The sequence below is a fragment of the Methanosarcina sp. UBA411 genome (genome assembly GCF_002495725.1).
Classification (GTDB): domain Archaea; phylum Halobacteriota; class Methanosarcinia; order Methanosarcinales; family Methanosarcinaceae; genus Methanosarcina.
Map to the genome: position 1 here is coordinate 58,696 of NZ_DAGK01000020.1, position 23,603 is coordinate 82,298.

Annotated in this window: 14 protein-coding genes and 1 tRNA gene; 7 read left to right on the forward strand and 8 right to left on the reverse strand. The window is 41.4% G+C overall.

Annotated features, from left to right (window positions below; translation table 11 throughout):
• Positions 1-103: 103 nt before the first annotated feature.
• Positions 104-4,078 carry an OmpA family protein gene (locus tag BP861_RS07630; protein ID WP_292374077.1) on the reverse strand — a complete coding sequence of 1,325 codons (3,975 nt, stop codon included), beginning with the start codon at positions 4,076-4,078 and terminating at the stop codon, positions 104-106.
• Positions 4,079-4,449: 371 nt separating this feature from the next.
• Between BP861_RS07630 and BP861_RS07635 the strand changes: the two genes are divergently transcribed.
• Positions 4,450-5,016 (forward strand): hypothetical protein, encoded by a 567-nt coding sequence (locus BP861_RS07635; protein ID WP_292374079.1) that lies wholly within the window; start codon positions 4,450-4,452, stop codon positions 5,014-5,016.
• 104 nt (positions 5,017-5,120) lie between these two features.
• Here the strand turns inward: BP861_RS07635 and BP861_RS07640 are convergent.
• Both BP861_RS07640 and BP861_RS07645 read right to left on the reverse strand, forming a co-directional pair.
• Positions 5,121-5,195, reverse strand: a tRNA-Glu gene (locus tag BP861_RS07640).
• A 215-nt stretch (positions 5,196-5,410) separates the two neighbouring features.
• The gene (locus BP861_RS07645) at positions 5,411-6,652 is read right to left on the reverse strand and encodes a proteasome-activating nucleotidase (RefSeq protein ID WP_292374081.1); all 1,242 of its coding nucleotides are present in this window, start codon (positions 6,650-6,652) and stop codon (positions 5,411-5,413) included.
• A 762-nt stretch (positions 6,653-7,414) separates the two neighbouring features.
• Between BP861_RS07645 and BP861_RS07650 the strand changes: the two genes are divergently transcribed.
• The 3 genes from BP861_RS07650 to BP861_RS07660 all read left to right on the forward strand — a co-directional run bounded on the left by BP861_RS07650 (position 7,415) and on the right by BP861_RS07660 (position 9,807).
• Positions 7,415-7,663, forward strand: coding sequence for a TIGR00304 family membrane protein (locus tag BP861_RS07650; protein WP_292374083.1), 249 nt, complete (start codon positions 7,415-7,417; stop codon positions 7,661-7,663).
• Positions 7,645-8,025: a TIGR00304 family membrane protein gene (locus tag BP861_RS07655; RefSeq protein WP_292374085.1), complete on the forward strand. Its 381-nt coding sequence runs from the start codon at positions 7,645-7,647 to the stop codon at positions 8,023-8,025. The genes BP861_RS07650 and BP861_RS07655 overlap by 19 nt, the downstream gene beginning before the upstream one ends.
• A gap of 507 nt (positions 8,026-8,532) precedes the next feature.
• Positions 8,533-9,807 (forward strand): adenylosuccinate synthase, encoded by a 1,275-nt coding sequence (locus BP861_RS07660; RefSeq protein WP_292374088.1) that lies wholly within the window; start codon positions 8,533-8,535, stop codon positions 9,805-9,807.
• Positions 9,808-10,061: 254 nt separating this feature from the next.
• Here the strand turns inward: BP861_RS07660 and BP861_RS07665 are convergent, their stop codons facing one another.
• From BP861_RS07665 to BP861_RS07685, 5 genes are all read right to left on the reverse strand, one after another.
• On the reverse strand, positions 10,062-13,715 hold the full coding sequence (locus tag BP861_RS07665; protein WP_292374089.1) for a PAS domain S-box protein: 3,654 nt from the start codon (positions 13,713-13,715) through the stop codon (positions 10,062-10,064).
• A 325-nt stretch (positions 13,716-14,040) separates the two neighbouring features.
• A complete protein-coding gene (locus tag BP861_RS07670; protein WP_292374091.1) occupies positions 14,041-14,169 on the reverse strand; it encodes a hypothetical protein in 129 nt (42 codons plus the stop codon).
• 299 nt (positions 14,170-14,468) lie between these two features.
• Positions 14,469-14,633, reverse strand: coding sequence for a cation transporting ATPase C-terminal domain-containing protein (locus BP861_RS07675; RefSeq protein WP_349681007.1), 165 nt, complete (start codon positions 14,631-14,633; stop codon positions 14,469-14,471).
• Between the two features lie 1,090 nt (positions 14,634-15,723).
• Positions 15,724-16,680 carry an NAD(+) synthase gene (gene nadE / locus BP861_RS07680; RefSeq protein WP_292374096.1) on the reverse strand — a complete coding sequence of 319 codons (957 nt, stop codon included), beginning with the start codon at positions 16,678-16,680 and terminating at the stop codon, positions 15,724-15,726.
• A 1,013-nt stretch (positions 16,681-17,693) separates the two neighbouring features.
• Positions 17,694-18,368 (reverse strand): nucleotidyltransferase domain-containing protein, encoded by a 675-nt coding sequence (locus BP861_RS07685; protein ID WP_292374098.1) that lies wholly within the window; start codon positions 18,366-18,368, stop codon positions 17,694-17,696.
• A gap of 669 nt (positions 18,369-19,037) precedes the next feature.
• Here BP861_RS07685 and BP861_RS07690 point away from each other — a divergent pair.
• The 3 genes from BP861_RS07690 to BP861_RS07700 all read left to right on the forward strand — a co-directional run bounded on the left by BP861_RS07690 (position 19,038) and on the right by BP861_RS07700 (position 23,587).
• Positions 19,038-19,913, forward strand: a complete 876-nt coding sequence (locus BP861_RS07690; protein ID WP_292374100.1) for a hypothetical protein — start codon at positions 19,038-19,040, stop codon at positions 19,911-19,913.
• A gap of 428 nt (positions 19,914-20,341) precedes the next feature.
• Positions 20,342-21,358, forward strand: a complete 1,017-nt coding sequence (locus BP861_RS07695; RefSeq protein WP_292374102.1) for a TIGR03557 family F420-dependent LLM class oxidoreductase — start codon at positions 20,342-20,344, stop codon at positions 21,356-21,358.
• Positions 21,359-21,403: 45 nt separating this feature from the next.
• A complete protein-coding gene (locus BP861_RS07700; protein ID WP_292374104.1) occupies positions 21,404-23,587 on the forward strand; it encodes an amylo-alpha-1,6-glucosidase in 2,184 nt (727 codons plus the stop codon).
• Positions 23,588-23,603 lie beyond the last annotated feature (16 nt).

Here is a 23,603-nt window from a genome sequence, read left to right on the forward strand (position 1 = left end):
TTTGCTCAAGACATGAAATTAAAAAGGTATTGAGTTTTTAGGATAATTACAACCACTAGAAATGGCACTTTCTGTAGCCTGATCCTTAATCATTTAAAGTGAATCACTGATAATAAAAGTAAATGCTATTAGCATCGGACTGTTGTAATGAGATCCATTTCTTAGCTTCAACAATCAATGTAGATAAGCCACCTTCTTGATGTCTGGCCTCCTGTTCAGCTATCCATTGTATAGCTTCCCAGATTCTTGTATCCATTGACAAAAGTATGCTAAGGATTTCGCCATCTGAATATCCAGGATGAATTTTATTTATCCAGTTATCACGTGCACTAAATATAATTTTAGGAGAATTTTTATCCCATTGTCCAACATCATCAAGCCATTCGAAACCAGGTTTAGAATAAAAACTGTATGCTGTCCCTAAACCTGCTTTGTCAATATATCTATCATCACCGGATTGGTTTTTTAATATTGGAATTACGCCCTGTAATCGTCTTTTGCGCTCCGAATCTGGCATATTCTGAACTATGTTTAAAGCTCTATCATAATCATTCTGAGCCCATAATCGCCTATTGCGCCGAATCTCCACACGCCTTTCTCTTGCGCGCGCTTCGGGATCAAAGATCCGGGAATCGGGAATCGGGAACGATGTACCTAATGGTACGATACTGATCGAAATTTCATTTAGTTCTCCTTTATTAACGAGCCAATCTTTTACGTTTAACGCTCTTTTTCGAGCTAAGGTGCTATTTATTTCCTCGCTTCCGCTGGAACTTGCATGCCCTGTAATAATAAGAGTATCTCCTAAGTTATCCCACTCTTTTAACATCCTGATGTAATCCCATAAACCAGCTTCAAATTTTGTAATGTCAGCACTTCCAACGTCAAAATTCCAAAGAGACAGGATGTCCTGATAAACACGTCCTTCAAATACTCCTGGTTCAACGTGACCTTCAGGATGCTGGCGAGCCCACTCTATCTCAACATTGTCAATTTGAGATATGTCGTTAGAATTGACAGTACCATAAGCCATGTCTGTAAGCATCTGCAAAGGTCCTGTGCCCAGTACCTGATCTCTACGGCTGCTGCCCATATCTGACGTCATGTTTGAAGACTCGCCGGAGGAGATTGTACCTGAACTCGCGTTTGAATTGCTACCAGATGTGCTATTGTAGTTACCTTCAGTGGCACCACCCGATTTGGCTGACTCTTTGTCCAGTGCCTCAGCTGCATTATATTTAGCACCCAGTTCAGAAACGTTAGAAGGCTTATAACCGTTAGAAGAATTACTTGAACCAATGGCAGAAGAACCATTTGAACCGCCACTGCTAGCTCCAAGTCCTTTTTTTGCCATCAAGTCAGCCGCTATTTGTGCATAGTCCTTTGCAGTTTGTTGCGACTGGCCTGCTGCCGTGAAACCTGAGGCAAGTGCAGCATTTGCAGCAGCGATAGTTTCTGCTGCATGGCTCATGTCGCGGAACATAGCTCCATTGCTGACGGAATTAAGTACTGCGCTCATACCTGTTGGATCAGGTAATGCTGGAGCATTGACCAAGTTAATCACAGGCTGTCCGAGCTGGCTTGCAGTTAAATTTGGCTGGTCAGCGGTCGGCGTTTTTGCCTGCAACGGAGCGATCTCTGGTGCTGTAATCGGAATTGGAGAGTCCTGCCAATTCCAGAACCTGGTGACGTCGAGTTTCTCTGCCGAATTGAACCGACCCAGCACAGCCTCAGCCCAGACCCCGCCACTTGGAACAGGAACATATTCTTCTTGTTTGTATATCTTGTCTACCTTTCCTTGATCATAATATTCTTTGTTGTAGCGTAGATCTGGGTGAGTGCCTAAAAATTTTTCCCACTGTTCATCATTTTCATTATGAAAACGGTAAGCTACATAGTTGCCAGTAACGGCAAACGGTGTTGGGTCGATAACTTCTGTAATTGGCTGTCCCTGGAAGGTGTAGCCAAAACTCTCCAACATAGCAACAAGAGCGGTACCGCTAATATTCTTCCAAATAGCTTGGCTATAGTAGAGTGAATTTTCTTGAAGGTGTGAAGACACCAGATCCTCTCCAGGAGCTGGCTTGATGGTCACGAGAGGAATTGACTTACCTAAATCATAGACTTCTACGATATGCCGGTAGGAAAACTGTCTTCCGGAACAATGGAGTTCAAGACCGATTTCAACCTCAATTGGCAACTTCACTTTTTCAGGCTGATTTTTGTCAAGTGTAATCTCAAAAGAAGTGAATTTACTTAACGGCGTGTTAAAATTCCATCTGCTCAACGAACCACCGGGGTTCAGGGGGGTGAAATTACTTACATATCCGGTGTCATAGCATGTGCGACATTGTAGTACTTTTACCTCCTTGGGCCAAATGAGCTCATACCCTTGGATGCCTACTATCCTGGGAACATACCATTCTTTATTATCTAAAGATCCTCTGGCTAGTCTCAAGTGAGACTGAAGTTGTGCTTCTTCCAGCCAAGCGGACTCTTTCTCTCGCTGTTTATCATTTAGACCATTCGGATTTGGATAACCTTGTACCTGCAAACTGAAGTCATCCGCGAGAAGATTATATGCCTCTTGACTAAATGCAGCCTGTTGCAAAATAGAACGGAAACGATTTATCACATCTAAATTACTAAAGTCCAGAATCTTCATAGGAAGAAAAAGGCATCTAGTTACCTTACTGAGTTCGACTACTATCTTATATAGCTGGACTACTTCATAATACTGAATTGTAAGCGCATGCATATGGTTGAAGTTCGTAATCGCCCTTGTGCTGAGCGTCTCACTCTCGCTCTGAGATACTTCACGCACAATCGAAGCACGTCGGTTTCGAACCGAGTTAGCTGCCTGTTGTGTAGAATCACAAATATTCTGAGTCATTTGGGCATTAAGATTACGAGTCCCACGTGATGTTGCAAAACTGGTGCTAACTGCTAATCCAGCACTGCCACCGACCGATGCCCCAGCAACACCAAAAAAGCCCATAATCTGACCTGCAACTCCAGTTCCTGATCCCCCAGAGAAGTTTGTCTCTTTATTGACAGCTTTCGAGAAACCATTCTGCGACTCGGAAGCCACGGCGTGCGTGATTTCACTTATCGAGCGATTATGCTCTAATGATGCGTTCAGTGCCTCCATTTCGTTAATTTGCTCTGTACCACTGGCTTTATCTCTCCTGTTCCAATCAACAATAGCAATTCTAGTAGTTTCACCTGGTGAGAGAGCTACACTGTGAAGGAGGTGACCCAGTGTAAGTCCCATTGTATACCAGGACTGAGAATATGTGAGAACTGCTCCAATAGCTGGTCGAGTGAAACCTGCATCAGAACATTGACTAACGTCAAGAGGGCTAAAATCCTGTTCTATTGAATGTCCTGTTGTAACGTCACGTGGCGGTCTAAGGATTTCATCTCCTACATTATGATCTATGCTGCCGATGCTAACTCCATCGACTTGCTGGGAAATACTATCGGTGACACTAGATTTAGTGGTTTGTCCTTGCGGTCCTTTTAAGACCTTATCCAGCACAATGATCTCATACTGAATTCTTTCTGTCGGATATCTACCTGTTCCAGGAACTAAATCTGATGGCGCTTCGGGATCTTCAACGGGGCTAGGCTCAACGCCACCAGTTTCGACAGTCAAAATGTCCTTAGCTAATAGATACGGAGGCCACTTTGCCAGATCACCAACTGTGAGTGTTCCCAACGTAGATTCAATTTTCTGCGCATCCTTTTCGCTAAAAATAGTGAAAATGCTAATAGGTTCATTAGCAAGTTTTTCTATTGAGGTACCAACAACCTCTTTTTTTAGAATATCCGTCGGCAAAGCTGAAATTTGTCGCTTCTGTCCTGGACGAATAATCGGATTGCTTGCCTCAGCTATTCGTGAGGCTGTGGTAAATATACTTGATGCTGCAAGATCCTGTACGGTAGTGATTCCAAGTTTGCCCAACTCCTTTGCGGCCTCAGCGGTGACACCGTTAAGTGAAGTCACTGGTTGGGCTAATGTCTCAAGTGAACGTAACATCTGTGAATTTTTGTTTATTAAAAAGTTGTCACCCATCTTAATTCCTCATATTTTGAATTCTATCAATTTTATTCCAAAACCCAACTTTTTCTTAATGAGTTCATTCTAAAACTCAAAGTTATTCTCAATCGTGTAAGAATTGTGTACTTTAGTCACAAAACCATGCACAATAAAAGACTGTGTGTAAAAATTATCAATTTGAACAATTAAAGGTTTAATGCTATTGATTTTTCAACATAACTGTGCAAGTCCCACAGCAATTTGTTGCTGTTAACGCGCTAAAATAGAATACTCATTTAAAAATAGGTAATCCAGATGGCATGCGCTTGGTATGCGCATAATTCAGTTTGTATACGTATAGGAAAATTTTTGAATTAAAGAAGAGGTATAAAAATGGGTGTAGTACTTTGAAAACGCATCGCATTTCTACAACTATCTCGCAAAAACACTGGGAATTGTTGAAAAAGCACACGGAAGAATTTGGAACGCAGCAAAAAGTATTAGAACTCGCGCTGGAAAGCCTGGAAAACAGCTCAAAACAGAGTCCAGAGTTATCAAGGGAAGAGAGAATTTGGCTGACTCAAAAATCGATGAAAACGATATGTCCTATCCTGAAAGATAATTTAAAAGTACTATTGGAAACTGCTAATATTGAGATGTTTAATGAGTACTTGAACAAATATAAACCCCTGGAATACACAATGGAGTACTACTTTCAGAAGCCTCTTAAGGAAATTAGTCTAAAAGAGCTCCTTGATGGAGTAGTTATTACGGGGGGTATGTCAAACTGGTTCGATACGATAGATTATACGGATGATGGAAACCATTATACGATGCTAATTACTCACAGTTTGGGACTTAATAATTCAAAAATAAACAAAATGGGGATTGAAAGCATGTTTGAAACTTATGGAGTCAGAGTTGAGAGTACAATTTCTGAAAAAACGATTTTTATGAAGATATTTAAGAATTAACAACTAGATTTTTAGATTTTTAAAATTCAATGTGTTGATTTTTTTAAGTTTAACTGTGGAAGTCCTAAATATACAACATCAAAAAAAGTCATAAAAATGAAAAATGCTCCGATGGGGATTTGAACCCCAGTCGCAGGAGTGAGAGTCCTGAATGATTGGCCGAGCTACACTATCGGAGCAGCTTGTTATCTTGTAATTATGCGTTGCCTCTAAGGCAGCATATCTTCAAGTAATTTATAAAATATAAACCTTTCGTCTGAATTTTTAAAAAATAGAGGGAATTGCCGGGAGGATATTATCCCATCCGGCAAGTTTAAGAAAATATTTTTAAAGATTTCCTTAAACTTAAAGGTTATTTGGTTCCAACCTTCAGATTTTGGCTATCAGGATAGCTTTATACAAACATAGCCTGGGGAATTGTGGGTTCCTCAGTATTTACGACCTTTTCGTGTGCTTTCAGGAAGTCTGCCATGGTAATCTGTTTACCACGCCTGCGAAGCACAAAAATTCCGGCTTCCTTGACGATAACGCTGATTTCTGCCCCGCTCATGCCTGTTGTGACTTTTGCGAGTTTCTCGAAATCCACATCATCTGCGAGGTTCATCTTGCGGGTGTGAATCTTAAGGATTTCAGCCCTTCCTTTCTCGTCAGGAAGTGGAACTTCGATAGATCTGTCAAACCTACCAGGCCTGAGGAGCGCAGGATCAAGCAGGTCAATCCTGTTGGTTGCAGCAACGACCTTTACATTGCCTTTAGGATCAAAACCGTCCATTTCCGCAAGGAGCTGAAGCATTGTCCTGTTGACTTCGGCCGAGCCGCTTGTTCCGTCATAAGTCCTCATGCTGCCGACAGCATCGATCTCATCTATAAAAAGAATGCTTGGAGACTTATCCCGCGCAAGCTGGAAAATGTCTTTTACAAGCCTTGAGCCTTCACCTACGAATTTCTGGACAAGGTCCGAACCTGACATCCGGATGAAAGTTGCTTTTGCCTGAGAGGCTATAGCCTTTGCAATAAGGGTCTTGCCCGTTCCCGGAGCGCCATGCAGAAGGACACCTGATGGGGGTTCAATTCCGAGATCCTCAAAAAGCTCGGGCTCGGTAAGTGGCAATTCAACGCTTTCCCGGACTTCCTGAAGTACGTCGTCAAGTCCGCCAATCATGCTGTAATCCACCCCAGGAGAGTTAATGAGTTCCATTACCTGAGCCCGAACATCGGCAGCCCTGCTGACTATAGAGATAATTGAGTATGCTCCGTTTACTGCAACTCTCATACCGGGTTCAATCTTTCCAATGCACTCTTCAGGAATCTGAGTAAGAACCTCCTGGTTATTCCCATGTTGCCTTATAAGCGCGATTTCCCCATTTACCTCAAGAATAGTAGCAATAAAGAGAGGAGGCTCGGTAAGTTGTTCCAGATGAGCTTTCAATTTATTGATTTCCTGAAGGTGCCTTCCCGTTGCTACACTTGCTTCAAGAAGCCGAGCCTTCATATTCTCATTCTGGATCCTCATGATTTCTATTTCGGTTAAGAGAGATTTCACATCTTCAGCATTGATCTTCCCGCATTCAAGCTGGAACTCTACCCTCGTTTTGATATCTTCCAGAGAAGATCTTATTGCACTGTCTTCTGACACTTGAAACCACCTTTTTTATCGCGTGAAATTGAGTTTATATCTAGTCTAAAGATTGGTTCATTCAGGAATTATTAATTTATAATAAAATGATTTGAAGGCAAACTAGCCTGCCGGATATATAACGCAGGTTCATGACCAGTTAATTAGTCGTAACCCGTTATCCGATCAAACTTTAAGCGTTTTTATTTTCCAGAGAGGTTATTCACCTATATAGTTTATCTCAGGGTGATTACATTTTATCCTGGCCTTTAAAGGATTAAAGCAAGAGTAAAGTCTGAGAAACGGGAAAATCAAGAATTCTTTCATAAAATCCCCCGTTTATAGTATGACTTACAAGTCAAAGGTTAAAATGACATTTAAAATGGTAATTTTACTTTTTACAATATAGGTTAAGATTAGGTTAAGATGTTGGAATTAAATACTTATATAAATATAAAAAGGGTATATATAAGTTCCTGCAACACCTGTAACCATTTTAATATCCTTACTACCTGTTTAGTATCCTCATTAAGGACTTATGCAATTCTTTGATTAAATCGCTTTTGAAAACTCTCTTGAGATTTGTCGATATTTGTATTCCGTTCAATCATCATACTTCTTTTTTCTATATTATATGTGCTGTCGTATTTTCTGGATTTCAGCAAATTATCCAAGAAGCAGCCAGGCAGAAAAACTTGACTAAATCAAAAACGAACAGAACAAGAAATATACGTAAAAAGTTAGAAAGATAGATTTAATAATAAAAGCATTATATCATTTTACATGCGTACATCGCAGGATTTTCTAAAAGTAGGCACAGCAATCATATTTGTTGGTTTTACTATATTAGTATTAGGTGTAATTCTTACCATTATAGATCATCCTGCAAGCAGCCAGATGGGTGGACTGATAATGATTGGTCCAATTCCTATAGTTTTTGGATCTTCTCCTGAAATAACAACAAATATGCTGGGACTCGGGTTAATAATCTCAATACTCTATATATTATTCCTATGGAAAACGAAACATTGATTGATGGAAACATGCTTTTTTCGATTGGAGTTCTCACAATACTCATTGGATTTCTAGTGATTACAATTGGCATAGCTCTAAGCATGTACCAGGAATCCAGATCAACGCAGAGCTACTCAAGCCGGACAGATACATCCGGAAGAGCCCGCCGCTTTGAAAGCACTTTAGATTCTGAGAGCTCTCTCCATGAAAAACCCCCCTCAAGAAAAGTCGAATCCGAAGTCAAAGCCGGAGGAGTTATCATGCTTGGCCCGATCCCAATCATTTTCGGAAGCGACAAAGAAAGTGCGAAAACCGCTGCAATCCTTGCAATAATACTCATGCTTCTTAGCCTACTGATCCTCAGAGCCTCGTTCTTCTAAATCCTATTGCCGTCTTTTCTGTCGGTTTCAAAAAAGCTGTTTTGAGTCTGCCTGAAAAAACATTAATTCTCAGTAGTCCTCGACTGATTAAAGCGGCCTATATTATAGTCTCTCAGCTTCTGCATTATAATTTAGTCGTCTTGAGCGCAATCGTTGAGCTGCAACCGCTGAGACGCAACCGTTGCGCCGGTTGATCACGCCGGATAGGGTTTGGGATAAGCTCCTCAAAATTAAACATTGCTTAAACATTGCTAAGGATTTTCGCTCAAGCCTTTTTTGAAAAGGGTTGTGACCACATGATCCAAAGAGAAATTCAAATAAATGAGACCCTATGCTAGTCGAAAATCAGTATTTCTTGCCCTAAATTAGTCCTCTTCGCTTAGCTAAATATCTTCATTATAATTTAGCCCTCTTGAGCGAACGAAGTGAGCGAAAAGGGAACCGTCCTCCCGAGACGGGACTCGGGAAACAAAAAGTTATTAATGGTTAAGCCCGAATCAGGGCTTTATGTTTACGATAATCACAGGCTCGCAGTTCGGTGACGAGGGAAAAGGCAAAATTGTTGACCTTCTTTCAAAGGATTTTGACATCGTTGCCCGTTTCCAGGGAGGGAACAACGCAGGCCATACGGTGAAGGTAGGAAATGAGGTTTACAAATTGCACCTGATTCCTTCAGGTATTCTGCTTGATTCCAGAGTTCTGATAGGGCCTGGGGTTGTCCTGAATCCTGAGGTGCTTGCCGAAGAAATTGAGATGTTTGAGAAACACGGCATAAAAGTAAATGCTGAAAAACTCGGAGTCGATGCAAAGACAAGCATAATCATGCCTTACCACATAGAACTGGACAGGCTAAGAGAAGCATCCAGGGAAAAGAAAATAGGAACTACAAAACGCGGAATAGGCTATGCTTATATAGATAAAGTGGCAAGAGACGAATTCCGTATGGCTGAGCTTGTAGATAAGGAACGTTTTCTTGCAAGACTTGAGGAACTTGCTCCCCAGAAAGAAAAGGAAATAGCAGCACTGGGAGGAGATCCTAAAATCGTCAGAGACCCTGCACTAATAGAAAGATATCTTGAGCTAGGAAAGCAGTTTGCTACTTATGTAACAGACGTTTCTAGGGAAATCAATAAGGCTCTTGATGAAGGAAAACATGTAATGGCTGAAGCTGCCCAGGGTACACATCTTGATGTTATACACGGAACTCAGAAATTCGTAACTTCTTCTTCCACAATTGCAGGCTCTGCCTGTGCCAACCTCGGAGTTGGCCCTACAAGAGTAAATAATGTAATTGCCATAGTAAAAGCGTATATCACAAGAGTCGGTGAAGGTCCACTTCCTACTGAGCTATCAGGAGAATTGGGGGAAAGACTACAGAAAGCAGGAGGAGAATTTGGGACAACTACCGGCAGAGGCAGAAGATGTGGATGGTTCGATTTGCCTCTTCTGAAGAAAGCTATTGCTCTTAACGGATATACCGAGATTTCCCTGACCAAACTGGATGTACTTACAGGCCTTAACCCGATCAGGATATGTACCAGCTACACCTGCAAAGGAGAAAATCTTGACTATCCTCCTGAACTTACAGAGGATCTTGCTGAGTGCAAGCCTGTTTACGAAGATCTTCCTGGCTGGGAAACTGACCTTACTGAAGTCAAAGCCTTCGAAGAGCTTCCGGAAAATGCCAGAAATTATGTCAAAAGACTGGAAGAACTGATGAAGGTACCCATTAGTTACATTTCAGTAGGTCCTGGAAGGGCACAAACTTTTAGAAAAGAATGAGTCTATATAGTAGACTTGCCAGGCCGATTACCTAAAAAGTAGAAATTAACTATAGTTAGAAATTAAGGTTAGAAATCAACTGTGATTATAAATTGGCTATATTAGCTGTAGTGGATATGTAATAAAGCTGTAGTGGATATGTAATAAAGCTGTAGTGGATATGTAATAATATACATATCCAATTCAGTTTATAGCGGAACAATTATCGAGTTTTTTATACATTTTCCAATTCCTTTAAGCCAACTTAAGCCAGATTATCTTTTTTCTACCACTGTAAATCTCATAGTGAACTCTGTGCCATTGTTCCTTTTCAATTCAAACTCCCCATCTAATTGATCTACAAGAGAAGTTACAAGCTGAAATCCAAGACTGTCAAGATTTTCAATTTCAAGATTTTCAGGAATGCCTATGCCATTATCTGAAACGGTTAGAGTGAAGTTAGTGCTTTTACAAGCTCCAGTTATGCTTTTTGCATATTCTTCGTTTTTGTCTCGATTGAGTTTAATTCGGATTTCTCCTTTATCTCTGTCAGGAAATGCATGCTTGAGAGAGTTAGAGACAAGTTCATTGACAATCATTCCTAATGGGACAGCAGTATCTATATCAAAGAAAAGATTTTCTTCCAGATCCATCTTTAAGCTGATCTCAGTATATCCAAGGCTGTATGTCTGGAAAAGAGTATTAGCGAGTTCCTTAATGTACGGCGAAAAGTTTAGTGTTTCGAATTTCTCACCTTTGTACAATTCTTCATGGATAAGAGCCATAGATATCACTCTATCCTGGCTTTCTCTAAAGGCTTTGAGAACCTCCGAATCCCTAATATCGTTGCGGTTTCTGAACTGTTCAGCCTGAAGATCAAGCAGGGAGGAAATGACCTGAAGATTATTCTTAATTCTATGATGGATTTCCTTTTTACGGGCAATCTCAATGTTTGCCAGACTTTCTTCTGCCTTTTTGCGTTCGGTAATATCCTGAACTATTCCTCTCATTCGAACAGGCTTATGTTTCTCATCAAAAAGAACTTCGCCTTCAGAATAGATTATACGTTCTTCTCCATCAGGTAAGATTATTCTATAATCAATGTGATATGGCTTTCCGTTTAATGCTTCGTTAATAGCATTATTTACATAATCTAAACCATCTGGGTGTATACGATTTAAAAATATGTTGTGGTTCAGTTCAAATTGGGGGTCAAGCCCAAAAATATGATATAGTTCATCAGACCAGTATTCCTCATTAGTTACAATATTCCAGTCCCAATTTCCAATATGAGCTGTTTTTTGAGAGTCAGCAAGACGTTCTTCACTTTCCTTCAACGAATTATAAGCTTCTTGAAGTTCAGCTGTCCGCTCTTTAACTTTTTCTTCTAAAGTATCGCGTGCTTTCTTAAGGGCATCCTCGGCCCGCTTCCTTTCAGTGATGTCCTGGTTGGTACCATACATCAAAACTACCTTTCCCGATTCATCCTTGACGATTTCACATTCACTCAACAAAATTCTCGGCGTACCATCCTTGCGTATGATATTGTAGGTGATATTGTACTTATGACCGCTCTCAATGGCCTTCTGGATCTCCCTGTCGACCCTTTCCCGGTCATCGGGCACGATGAAGCTCAAGAACAGCTCATACGAAGGCTTTACTTCACCCGGCACCAGCCCATAGTTCCGGTACGATTGTTCAGACCATCTGATCTCATTAATAATAAGGTCCCAAGTCCAGCTACCAATCTGAGATATCTGTTGCGCCCTAGCAAGCTCTGCCTCACTCATTTGGAGCGCCTCTTCGGCCCGCTTTCGTTCGGTGATATCATGGTAGGTGCAAATTACCCTGTATATGTGGCCGTCTTCTTTCAGAACAGGTTCGGCACTTATCAGCATCCAGGTGAGCTCATTTGACCCGGGATTTCTCACGGCAACAAGCTGGCCTTTCACAGGTTTGCCGGTCCTTACTGCTTTCCGAACGGGATGATTGTCGACATCCAAAAGTTTACCATCCTCTCCATAGACTTCCCATTGACTCCAATCACGACTATTAATGTTGAGAATGTCGAGTTCGTTATTCAGGCCGAACATCTGCATAAGTGACGGGTTGACTACCGCAAACCTGCCGGTTTCATCGATGAGCGCAACTCCGACCTTCACATTCTGGAGGAGACTCCGAAACTGATCTTCACTATAGCGAAGCGTTTCCAGCGCCGTCTTACGCTCTTCCTCCACTCTCTTGAGCTCGGTGATATCACGTGCGGTTGCAAAAACCCCAATAATCTTACCATTCTCGTCTCTATAAACTGAAGCATTGTACAAAACAGGAGTTATGTATCCATCTTTATGTTGAATCTCTAGAGAATAATCCCGAACCTCACCACGCATGAATACTTGCTGATAGACTGCACGAGCTTTCCCAGGTTCAGTAAAGTAATCTGAAAAATCAGTCCCAATCAACTCATTTCTGGAATATCCGGTAACCTTTTCTGTAGCATTATTTACATCGGTAATCTTACCATCACGCCCAATAGTTACCAGGGGATCCAGACTGGCTTCAATCAGGCTCCGGTTATAAAGGTTTGACAACCTGATAGTTTCTTCAATTTTTTTGCGTTCAGTGATATCTATAAATGCAGAAACGGACCCACGTAGTTTTCCCTGTTCGTCACGTAATGGTCTTGCATTGCCCAAAACATGCCGTATCTTGCCGTCAGCTGATACGATATCCAATTCGCAGTCATTTATCTCTATGCCCGTAGCCGACAACTGAGACGGCATTTTTGAAGGTGGGATCTCTACTCCGTCCTTGAATAATTTAAACATCTCGGGCTTCTCTCCCTCAGGGGCAGACTTAGAAAAGTTTGTACCTACAGGAACTTGTAACCATTCGCAGGAGAGCCTGTTACCTGTTATCTGAAGCGCCTGAGGGTCATGTGCTATGTAAACGGATACAGGAACTGCATCCAATACTACTGCCAGCTCATCCGAACGATCTCTCTCACGCTTCTCGCTCTCTAGCAGTGCATCCACAACTGCATCACGTTCGGCCAGTGATTGAGATAGCTTGATATTGCTGTAGCTTAGTTGTGAGATCATGTTAGCAAAAGTCATGAAGAAGGCCATGCTTGTATCCACAGCTTTCCTGCTAAGCCGAGGAACTTTTTCAAGAGCTTTTATGTATTCCTCCTCATCGAAGCCATATTGTCTAGCTTGAGACCGAAAGATCTCATAATTTAGAGGCTCGTCATCAAAAAAGAACTGTCCTGAGAAGATATTTCCGACGTGCTGCCCTTCTACCATAATTGGAGTTACTACGTCCCACATATTGTTTTTACATTTATATAGCTTATATCCTCCTGGAGCAACGCCCGCAGTTAACTTTAGGTCACTTTCTAAGCAATGCTTGCAGGCTTCAGGATAAAACCTATGGAATTTTGTACAAATCTCCTGCCATCCAACACTTACCAGAATATTGCCTTTAAGATCAAGTAGGGCCATAGGAACATGAGCAAGCGTATAAAAGTCACTCATAAGGGACTGAATCGCTTTAGTATCAATAATCCTGGCAAGCTCCAAGTTTGCCTTTTCTTGAGTTTCACTTTCCTGAAGTTTTCCCTCAAGCTTTTTACGGCCACTTATGTCAAATCCGTAAATGTTTACGCATTCTTGTTCAGGCAAGGAATGAAAAACAATAAAGTATATTTTTTTGCCCATAGTAATTTCTATTTTTTCAATACTTTTCCGGGAAATGGCCCTTTGAACAAAAATTTCGAGATGTAAAGGCAATTTTTCTCCGATACTCACACCCCAGTCATGCAATAAGGGCTCCCCCGCCTTATTGGAGTAAAGAATAACTCCATCCTTTGCCACACTGAGCACAGGATTCGAATTTATTGCTGAAAATTGCTCCGTTTTAGCTGTCATTGTCCCCTTGGTCTCCCTCTCTTAAATGACAAAATTTTAGGCGACAAAATACCTAACCTAAATTCTAATTGTTACTTACGAACTGTTTCTTGATGTTATACTACTCTTTGTTGTACTATTTATTATTTCTTTGTATATAATAAAATATCAGAGAATTAAAGAAGTAATTTTTAACTTTAAAATAACTCAATAGTGGTATCTCTTGATATGTATTATTATGTTAGGTCTTCTTTCATTTATATTGCCTAACAATGTATAACCAAAATATAATATTTTTGGACTTATAAAAACATGCAATTGACACCATTAAATACTCGCTTTTGATTCATAAAAATATAGCAGCAGCGATACCGCATGCATAGGCCATCACGAAGACAAGGCCGTCGCCCGAATCAGAGACACTTTCAGTCTGGAATATGCATTTTTTCGAGTAATAGTCTCCTTCTTCCGGCATGTAGTTCGATTTTCAACGATCAAACACCTTATTTATTTCCCTCAGTCACAGGTTTCAATGTATAATCCAATAATAAAATCCACATCTGTTTTGTCATTTCGGCCTAATTCCATTCTCGCACTAATTTTTTCAACTCTTGGTTTTGCTTAAATAATCTAATTCATCGATATTTTTAACTATGATAATGAATGTCTAGCGAGACGACCTTAAAGCATATCCGAAAAATGTTATAATCTATTGTAATTTTTAAAGTAAGCAATACACAATCAAGCTGGATCACAATAACTTTCAGTATGCCATTATTGACTTTCCCTATAGGTTCGAAGTGTCGTTTTCAGCAGACACATTCTTTTAAAAATCTCCATCACAAATATAATCATACTTACTATTATGAAAGAAATTAACCAGTTTTCAAATGAAACCGGATTTATACTTAGAAGCTCATGCATAAAAGGTATATGCATGGCAAAAATATGAAGTCTCTACATCAGAACAACACCTATAACCAGAAAGTAATTATTCTATTCCTAAGAGGCACTCGAAACACAGACTGATATTCTGAACGGCAGATGTTTTGAAAATGAGTGATATTTTATGGTGTAAACAGAGTCGATAAGAAGCATTAATTATACATATACAAACAATAATGAAAACTTTAGAAAAAGGCATGTATTTTCTCTATCTTTTACGTTAGATCCGAGACAAACGCTCTTTATTTTTTCCCAAATGCCATTATTAAGGTTTAAAGGTTGACTTAAGCAAAAAACTTAACAAAAGCCTACATAGGTTTTTCTGATGTCAAATGGAAATCGTAAACCAAACATCCCTAATATTGCTCTGACCTTTTATGACGTTCTAGGCAGAGTAACCCCATACATCCTGATGTACTTCGAAAGTATGGAATTAAAGCCACGTTTTTTTGCCTTGGTTACTTGTATTGACAAAAATATTGTTGCTCAGGATTATACGGACAAATACATAACATGCAGAGAAATTATCAAATATGAAAATGCTGAGGGTCATCTAATTCATCTAATAGTTGTTCGTTCTTAGATCATCTAGATCTTCTTGGACTTACTGATGAGGAAGTTCTTAATAATGAATTGTCCAGAACCAAAAGTACAATCGTCAATTTGGTCGGAAAAAACCCAGTGTATTTCCTTCCTCTCCATGCTAGCATTAACAACAAGTAAATAACGTAGCAAAAGTGCTTGACCTCAAAACCGTTTTAGAGATTGTATCGGCTCTAGGCAGAGCTATCCCGGAATTACAGCAAAAGGGATTTTATTTTGTAACAATAGATGGCTTACTGGCGACTGGAAATTACATAATCCAGGATTGAAAATGAGATTTTCCTTTGTCTACTTTTAAATAAAAAGTATAAGTGAAGAGTACTTTACGTATACCTTCAAAGGATTTCTTAAACATATAAAATGACATTATTATTTAACAGCGGGCAGCATTACTACTATCAGAAAATCCTCCGTATAATCTCTCAGGACCTGATCCCCCGATTAATATTCGACTACTTATTTGTACGCTATAGGAGAGTATTCAATCCTTTTTAGGTGGAGGCAGAGATAGCGGCAAACTTGCAACAAAACTGGCATCTTTCATTGCCTTCCGGACAGATTCCACTACTTCCGGTTGTACGCCCGACTTGTTGGCAATAACGTCATCGGTGACGCCACTTCTTATACCGCAAAGGATGTCATCCAACTTTAGATAGGATAAACCGATTAACTCCTCGTTGGGCAAACTCATCCCGAACAAGTCAGCAGAAGAGGGCTTGTTTACGATATAATCAGGTACCCCAATGTGCTTTGCCAGCTGCTTTATCTGTGTTTTGTACAGATGCTTCAGGATGGAAATGTCGCTGGCGATGTCGCCGTACCGGTCGTATACGCCGATGCTGAACTCGGATAGATCGGTGGTGCCCACCAACAGATAATTCATAACGGTGGCATGAAAGTACAATACCATCATTCGCGTGCGTGTTTTGGCTGTCCCAAAAGCAACGAACTGGTCCTTGATCGGCACCGACAAGGATGATCCGGGGACAATCGTTGGGCTGAAAAGCTCGGTGGAAGGCTCCTTCCCAGCGATTATTCGAGCGCGTTCTGCGGCATGCTCTATGGCTGTCCTGTCCGATACCTCTTCGTGGGACATAAGGTCGTACGCGCCCAGATCTCTTATAATGGGGGAGATGTCGATCTTCTGGTGGGGTATGCCGAGACTCTTAGCTAAGTTCATAGCATCATCGGTATTCTGCGGGTCAGAGTCCCGCTCAGGCAGTATCAGGCCCATAACTTTGTCCTTGCCCAGTGCCTCAGCACACAGGTATGCAACCGTAGACGAGTCCAACCCGCCCGATAAGCCTACCAGCACGCCGTCCTTCCCAAAATTTATTACCTCATTCCGCACAAACTCCACGATGTCCTGCCGGGCTTTTTCCACATCAAATTCAAGACAATCCGCAAAGCCTAACTGTTCTCTTTCCACTCCCATCATAAAAAACACTTCAATATATTATTATTATCATTATCATCATTATTATTTCGCAGATAATATAAATAAGGTGAGCAGATTTAGGCTCTGTAGAAATTCTCGAAATTGTGCTATCTCACTGTCATTTTATATTTATCATATTACAATGTAACTCTTTATTTTACCCTATATATCGGGCGGCCACCGGCAAAAATAAGAAAAGAAGAATTGGCAGCTGCCATAAAATTATGGACTGATTTCCTGAAGATTTGTCTACAGGTTTGGAAGAAAGGCTTTTAACTAAGAGGATGTAATTCATTAATTTACTTACAGGATGAAAAGAAAAGTGAGAGAATAAACAAGCAGGCTAAGATCAGTCTACAAAATCCGTAATAAGCATCTGCCTCTCGTCTATTTATCTAAGTTTACTAAACTCCACACCAGCCAATCTTATATCTTGCCTTTATAAAAATTCCAAGAGAAGTTAGATGACTGTCCTATTCATCACAAAATATCCAAGTCCAAATAAATAGTCTTTGAGCCTGTATAAGTGAAAAAAATCCTCAAAACGCACTGTAAGTATTATTGTCTTAAAAGAAAACGATGCTTAATGAGAGAACTATACACACTCCCAACAAGCATTTCCAAAGCCTATATTATTTTGATATCCTCAGGCCCAACAATTGCAAGTTCATCAAGTTTTTGATATCCAAAGCTTTTACTTCTCTGCTTTTTCTTTTTTGCCAGTGACCGCCCGGTATCTGCTGCTTCGCAGCATGCGGGCGTGGAGAGAGTTTTTAAATATTTTAAAAAGGTTTTTTGGTCGTGCACTATTAGTTAGTTGACATTAGTAGTTAGTTGATATTAGTTCCAAAACATATTTAGTGGCGCATCATACCTTTTTTGCAATTCAGTAAGGTCAATAACATGCTTGATGCACGAAACATAAGGCATTTCTAGCACTGGAAAATAAATCATGAAAACATCAACCGCATAATCATGGACGACCAGTTTTTACCAAAGATATATCTTTGAAATTATTTGTTCATGAAATCTTCTATGAGTTTTACTCTATCCATCCTTTCCCTTCTTTTGTTTACGTTTATTTGAAGCTCCAAAGGAGGGACCTTTATCTCGTATCCGTTCCACTCTATAGTCTCAAGGTTCTGTTTTGCATACGGACCACAGTCTACTGGCTCAGGAATGTCCAAGATGTCTTGTGGGTCAGATGCGATATCTATTCTTGCATGCAGAAAAATTACCCCGAAATCCTTAGTTAACCATCCGTTTGTATCAACAATGGGTTCAATTAAATAGTCTGAGAAAACGTCGGTAATTTCTTCAATGCTCTTGGAATCAGTCATAATGTCTACATCATGAGGATTCATTTTTATGCCGCGAATACACGCAGCACAACTTCCAGTTAACCACCAGTTAATATCTGTCCCTTGAGTTCTCTGGCAAAACTCTTTTAATGCTTTTTCCCATGGAACAGGAGCTAAATAACCAAGTTGATCAAACATCAACTTTGCATTATCAAAATATCGCTTTTTTATCTTATCTAAATATTTAGCATCCGTTGGATAGATTTTAATGTATCCCTTGCCATCGTTTTCATAATAGCACATTTGCAAGATTTCTTCGTATTTTGGGTGGAACTCTGAAATCCTGAATATTACCTTCCCGTCTTCTTCTTCAAAAGACACTCTCATCTACTCAATCTCCTAATCCGATATAGTTTCTTAACCCTCCTAGAGCTTATTTAGAAAGGGTTATGAAAATATAACACTTACGGAAGTATGCACAATCCAGATAGTGATGTAACGAAATTACTATAAATTCTAACTCTAAATGATTTCATAACTCTTTTTGATTGGTAAGGTGACGACATTCCCGCGCTTGGTGTAGATTTCAGTTGAGACTAACCGAAGTCGGCATAAAGGAATTAATTAGTGAATTAAATTTGGCGTTATTTCTCTTTTATAAGTCATAATATTGGATAAAATTCAATCTTATTTAAGTTCCAAAATAATTATAATAATTTATAAGATTTGATAAACTTTTTAGAAGAAAAACGATTTTATAAGTAGATAACAATAAGTAAATAATCATACATTTTAACAATAAGTAAATAATCATACATTTCTTTTAATTTACACATTTGAAGACAATTATAATTTTTTGGAAATTAATAATCTTTAAGTAATATATTTAGCATCCGTTAAATAAAAAATATTATAATGAATAAAAAATTTTGTAATTTTTTCTGGCATTTTGGGCTTTAAGAAAGGCATATCCTGCAAAATAATGAGAAATCATAGGTTTTTAAAATGAGTAAATCTCTCAAAATTTTAGAATATTTGTTACTAGTAACTGCAGGTTTGGCCGTACTTCTCTTTGTGGGCTTCTTTGGGTTTCTTATGTTAATGACTATTAATGATCAAGCCTCTTATTCTGGAGATACTGTTGATGTCGGACCAATTGATTACAATTCCATTGTCACAAAAGCAGAAAAGGCCGGATATGATCTCAGTGGACCTTATACCAAGCTGGATGAAGCAAATTTAATAGAACCGGGAAATGTTGAATCTCTTGAAGACAGGTTTAAAACAGACTACAGGGTATCAAGAATCGCTCTCTACTACAACTTAAATACATACCTCGAATTTACAAAAGATGAGAAAAATCAAACGCTTGTAACACTCTATAATTATTCTCATCATGATGACGCCGGTGATATTACACCACAGATGCCTTCCATGTTTCCGGAGGACTCCTGGATGCTTAAGATGCTCGGAATGAGTTTAGGACTTAACGAAACTGATTCTGGGGAATTTCTTAAAAAGCTAAAGAATGAGGCATCAACCCAGAAAGGGGTTCAGAAAGGAGTCGTGAGTCTGACTACAAAAGAAAATGTGGATTTTCCGGCAGTCTATGCTTATCTTAACCAGAGCAAAACAACAACTTTCATAGGGTCTGAAGACAAATTTTACAGAAGCGATACGAAACTTGGGTGCATAAGATTTGTTATCCCCGAAACTACCATCACTCAGAAACATCATTTCAATAAATACGAGATCTATGTGAGCAGTTCGGGATTTATACGTGTAGATATTATGATGCCCATAGGCAGCGCCGGAAAAGAAATTTCTGAAGAAGAATACAGAACAGTATTCAGGGAAATGTTCGAAAACGTTGGCCTACCTGTCGAGAAGCTGGATGAAATAGAATTCAATTACACTCCAAGTATCTGGTGAGACCTTTTTTAAATACTCGACACATCAGGCAAGCTACGAATATTTAAATAAAAATGCCACAATAATTATCTTATAAGTTTTTACCCAGAGCTCATATAGTGATTCAAGGTTAAATTGTATAAGCGCCGCATAATGGGGGATAGTGCTAAGCGCTGAGACAATAATCAGAACCAGTTTAATGATTGTGGGAGCATTGAAGAGATCAATGACATTCTAAGAATCCAATTAAAAAAGTAGCCACTGATTTGCAGATTTTTTATGGTTATCAATTTTGTCCGGTTTCAGAATGAGCTGGTTTCTAGAATGAGCTGTTGAGAGATAAATTAACAGTTCATTTTCACGATCACACACGAGCCACTGGGCGGCCCGAACAATGTGCATAGTCTCATAGTCTAACATAAACCAGACGTGTACAGAGGTGATGATAAATGGTTATATTAGGATGGAATGCGGCTTCGGAACAGTATGACCCGCTCGACATGCTTGATCAGGCAGTAGCAGCCGAAAAGGCGGGTTTTGAATCGATCTCCACAAGTGATCACTTTCATCCCTGGGACCCATCTGGAGAATCGTGCAATATTTGGACGTGGCTGGGCGCGGCTGCTGCGAAGCTGAATGGCATCGAGATCGGAACCGGCGTCACCTGTCCCATATTGCGCTATAATCCGGCGATCCTCGCCCAGGCGACAGCGACCGTCGACAGGATGAACAAAGGCGGTTTTTATCTCGGAGTCGGCACCGGGGAAGCGATGAACGAGTACCCGACTACTGGGTTATGGCCTGGCTATGATAAACGCCAGGATATGATGCGGGAAGCCATCGAGCTAATGCGATTGCTCTGGAGCGGGGACGAGGTGACATTCAATGGGGAATACTATGTGACGAAGAAAGCAAAACTGTACACGATGCCCCGGCGGCGCATCCCCATATACATCTCGTCGCTCGTCCCAAACAGCGCGTTCTTCGCGGGATACTACAGCGACGGTCTGATCACTGTCGCTAACCCGCCCGAGGTAATGAAAGCAATTGTCGATAACTTCGAGGCTGGTGCCCGGAAGGCTGGAAAGGATCCAGAGAAGATGCCAAAGCAGGTAGAAATATGGGTGGCTTACACCGACGACGTGGATGCCACTGCAAAGGTATTTAAGCAGTACTGGGCCGGCACAATGATCTTTGCGACACATCTCCAGAACATCTATACGCCGGAAATGGTGGCCATGAACGGAGCGGTCGTGGGAAGCGACGTGATCAAGAACCGGCAATGCATATCCAGTGACCCCGACGTGCACGCGAAGTTTGCACAACGGTTCATTGATGAGGGCTTTAACCGGCTTTACTTTCATTCGGTGGGCCCGAATCAGTACGAGTTCATCGAAGGATACGGACGAGATGTGCTTCCGATCATCCGGAAAATGAACCGTCCGAGGGCTGCAGCCATTGTATAAACGAAATCATTGTATAAACTGGATACTTGATTGTGAGGAATTTGCGTGCCCGAGCCTTCCAAACAAGAGGAAATCCATGAAGCATGGGACATATACAAGAAGCATACCCTGTCCAATAGCATTATCAACAAAATGGTCATACGGGACGGCGAGCTGACGCTCGTAATGCAAGAGGATGGCGAGATACCTATTACAGAAAATTACGGGTATGGTCTCTATTACCGTGATTGCAGGTACTTGAGCGGTTTTCTCATAAGACTCATGGATACGCCTCCTACGCGGGTTCTGTCCAGTGACGAGAGAGGTTTCAGGTCGACACTTATGGTCACCAACCCAGCACTAAAGGATTGTACGGGAACCACCATCCCTAAAGAAACGCTCCTCGGCACTCTGGCCATGGTCATACCGGGCTGCATCCGGCATAGCCAGATCATCCGAAACTTCAACGCATTCCCCGTGACCTTAAACCTGACTTATGAGTTCGATGCAGATTTCGCAGATACGTTCACCATCAGGGGCATTGCCCCTCCGACAACTGGGAAAGTGTTGCCGGCTAGGTTCGATGGTAAAAACCTTTACTTATCCTATGAGGGGGAGGACAAGCATCATCGCAACACAATCATCGCATTTGACCCATCACCCATGAGGGTGGAAGGGAAAGTATGCATCTTCGAGCTGAAGATAGCCCCTCGCGGGTTGCAGACGGTTAACGTGGAAATCTCCGTCGAGGAGATTAATCCTGGTCATGAACCGGAGCGACCAGTGAAAAATCCCGATCAGCGAATGAACCAGATTATGAGGTCCTACGTCGCGACCCTAGAATGCTGCGACAACATACCGACCAGCAACAACATTTTCAACAGCATCATGGTGCGCTCGCTTACCGACCTTAACATAATGCGCATGAGCCTTAACGGAGACGTATTCCATTCGGCAGGGGTGCCCTGGTATGACACATTATTCGGGCGAGATAGCATCATTTCGGCACTTCAGCTATTGCCGCTCAAGGCTGAACTGGCAAAAAGCACGCTGCTGGTAAATGCAAAGTTCCAAAGCAACAGATCAGATGACTGGAGGGACCAAGAGCCCGGAAAAGTGCTTCACGAGCTGAGGCTGGGCGAACTGGCTAACCTGAACCTGATCCCACAGACACCCTACTACGGCACTGTAGACGCCACACCTCTGTTCCTGATTCTCCTGACCGAATATGTGAACTGGACGGGGGATATCGAATTGGTCAAGCAGCTAGAAGGCAATGTGGACCAGGCCCTGAAATGGATCGATATCCACGCCAACATGGAAGGAAATGGCTTTGCCTACTATGCGGTGAAATCTCCATTGGGCATTTACAACCAGGGCTGGAAGGACTCGCCCGATTCGATCAGCCGTTCAGATGGAACGCTGGCAAAACAACCGATCGCCGTTGCCGAAGTACAGGGATATGTTTACATGGCTAAAAGAAGCCTTGCGCCACTGTTCAGGCAGCTGGGTCGGGAAAGCGACGCGGCCAGGCTGAAAAAGGAGGCTGGAGAACTGAAAGAGAGGTTCAACCGAGATTTCTGGATGAAAGACAGGCAATTTTTCGCCCAGGCACTGGATGCGGAGGGCATATGCGATGTGATATCATCGAACCCGGCACAGTGCCTGTGGACAGGAATCATCGATCAAAAATACGTAAAATACCTGGTAGACAGGATCTTCAGAGAAGACATGTTCACCGAATGGGGCATTCGCACATTGTCCTCTAAAGAGCAGCGGTATAATCCGCTAGGGTACCACAACGGTACGGTCTGGCCGCATGACAACGCGATAATTGCTATGGGCTTGAGAAAGTATGGGTTCATCAATGAGATGTCCTTATTGTTCACGGGCATGTATGAGGCGGCCAGGTCGTTTGAGGACTACCGTCTACCTGAGTGCTTCGGTGGGCTGACTCGCTCGGAATACGGCATCCCTGTGAAATACCCGGTAGCCTGTAGCCCGCAGGCTTGGGCTTCTGGGACAATGCCGTTTATGCTCACCGCCAGCCTGGGAATAGCTCCCGACGCCTTGAATAACCGACTTGTCATCAACAAGCCTCATCTGCCTTCATGGCTGGACAACGTGCAATTTAACAACGTCAAAGTAGGCAACACGCTGACCGATCTGAATTTCAAACGCGTCGAAGAGGAGACGCTGGTCAATGTATCGAAGAAGAGCGGAGACATCAATGCGCTCATCGAGTACTAACTAGCCAGGAATTAAA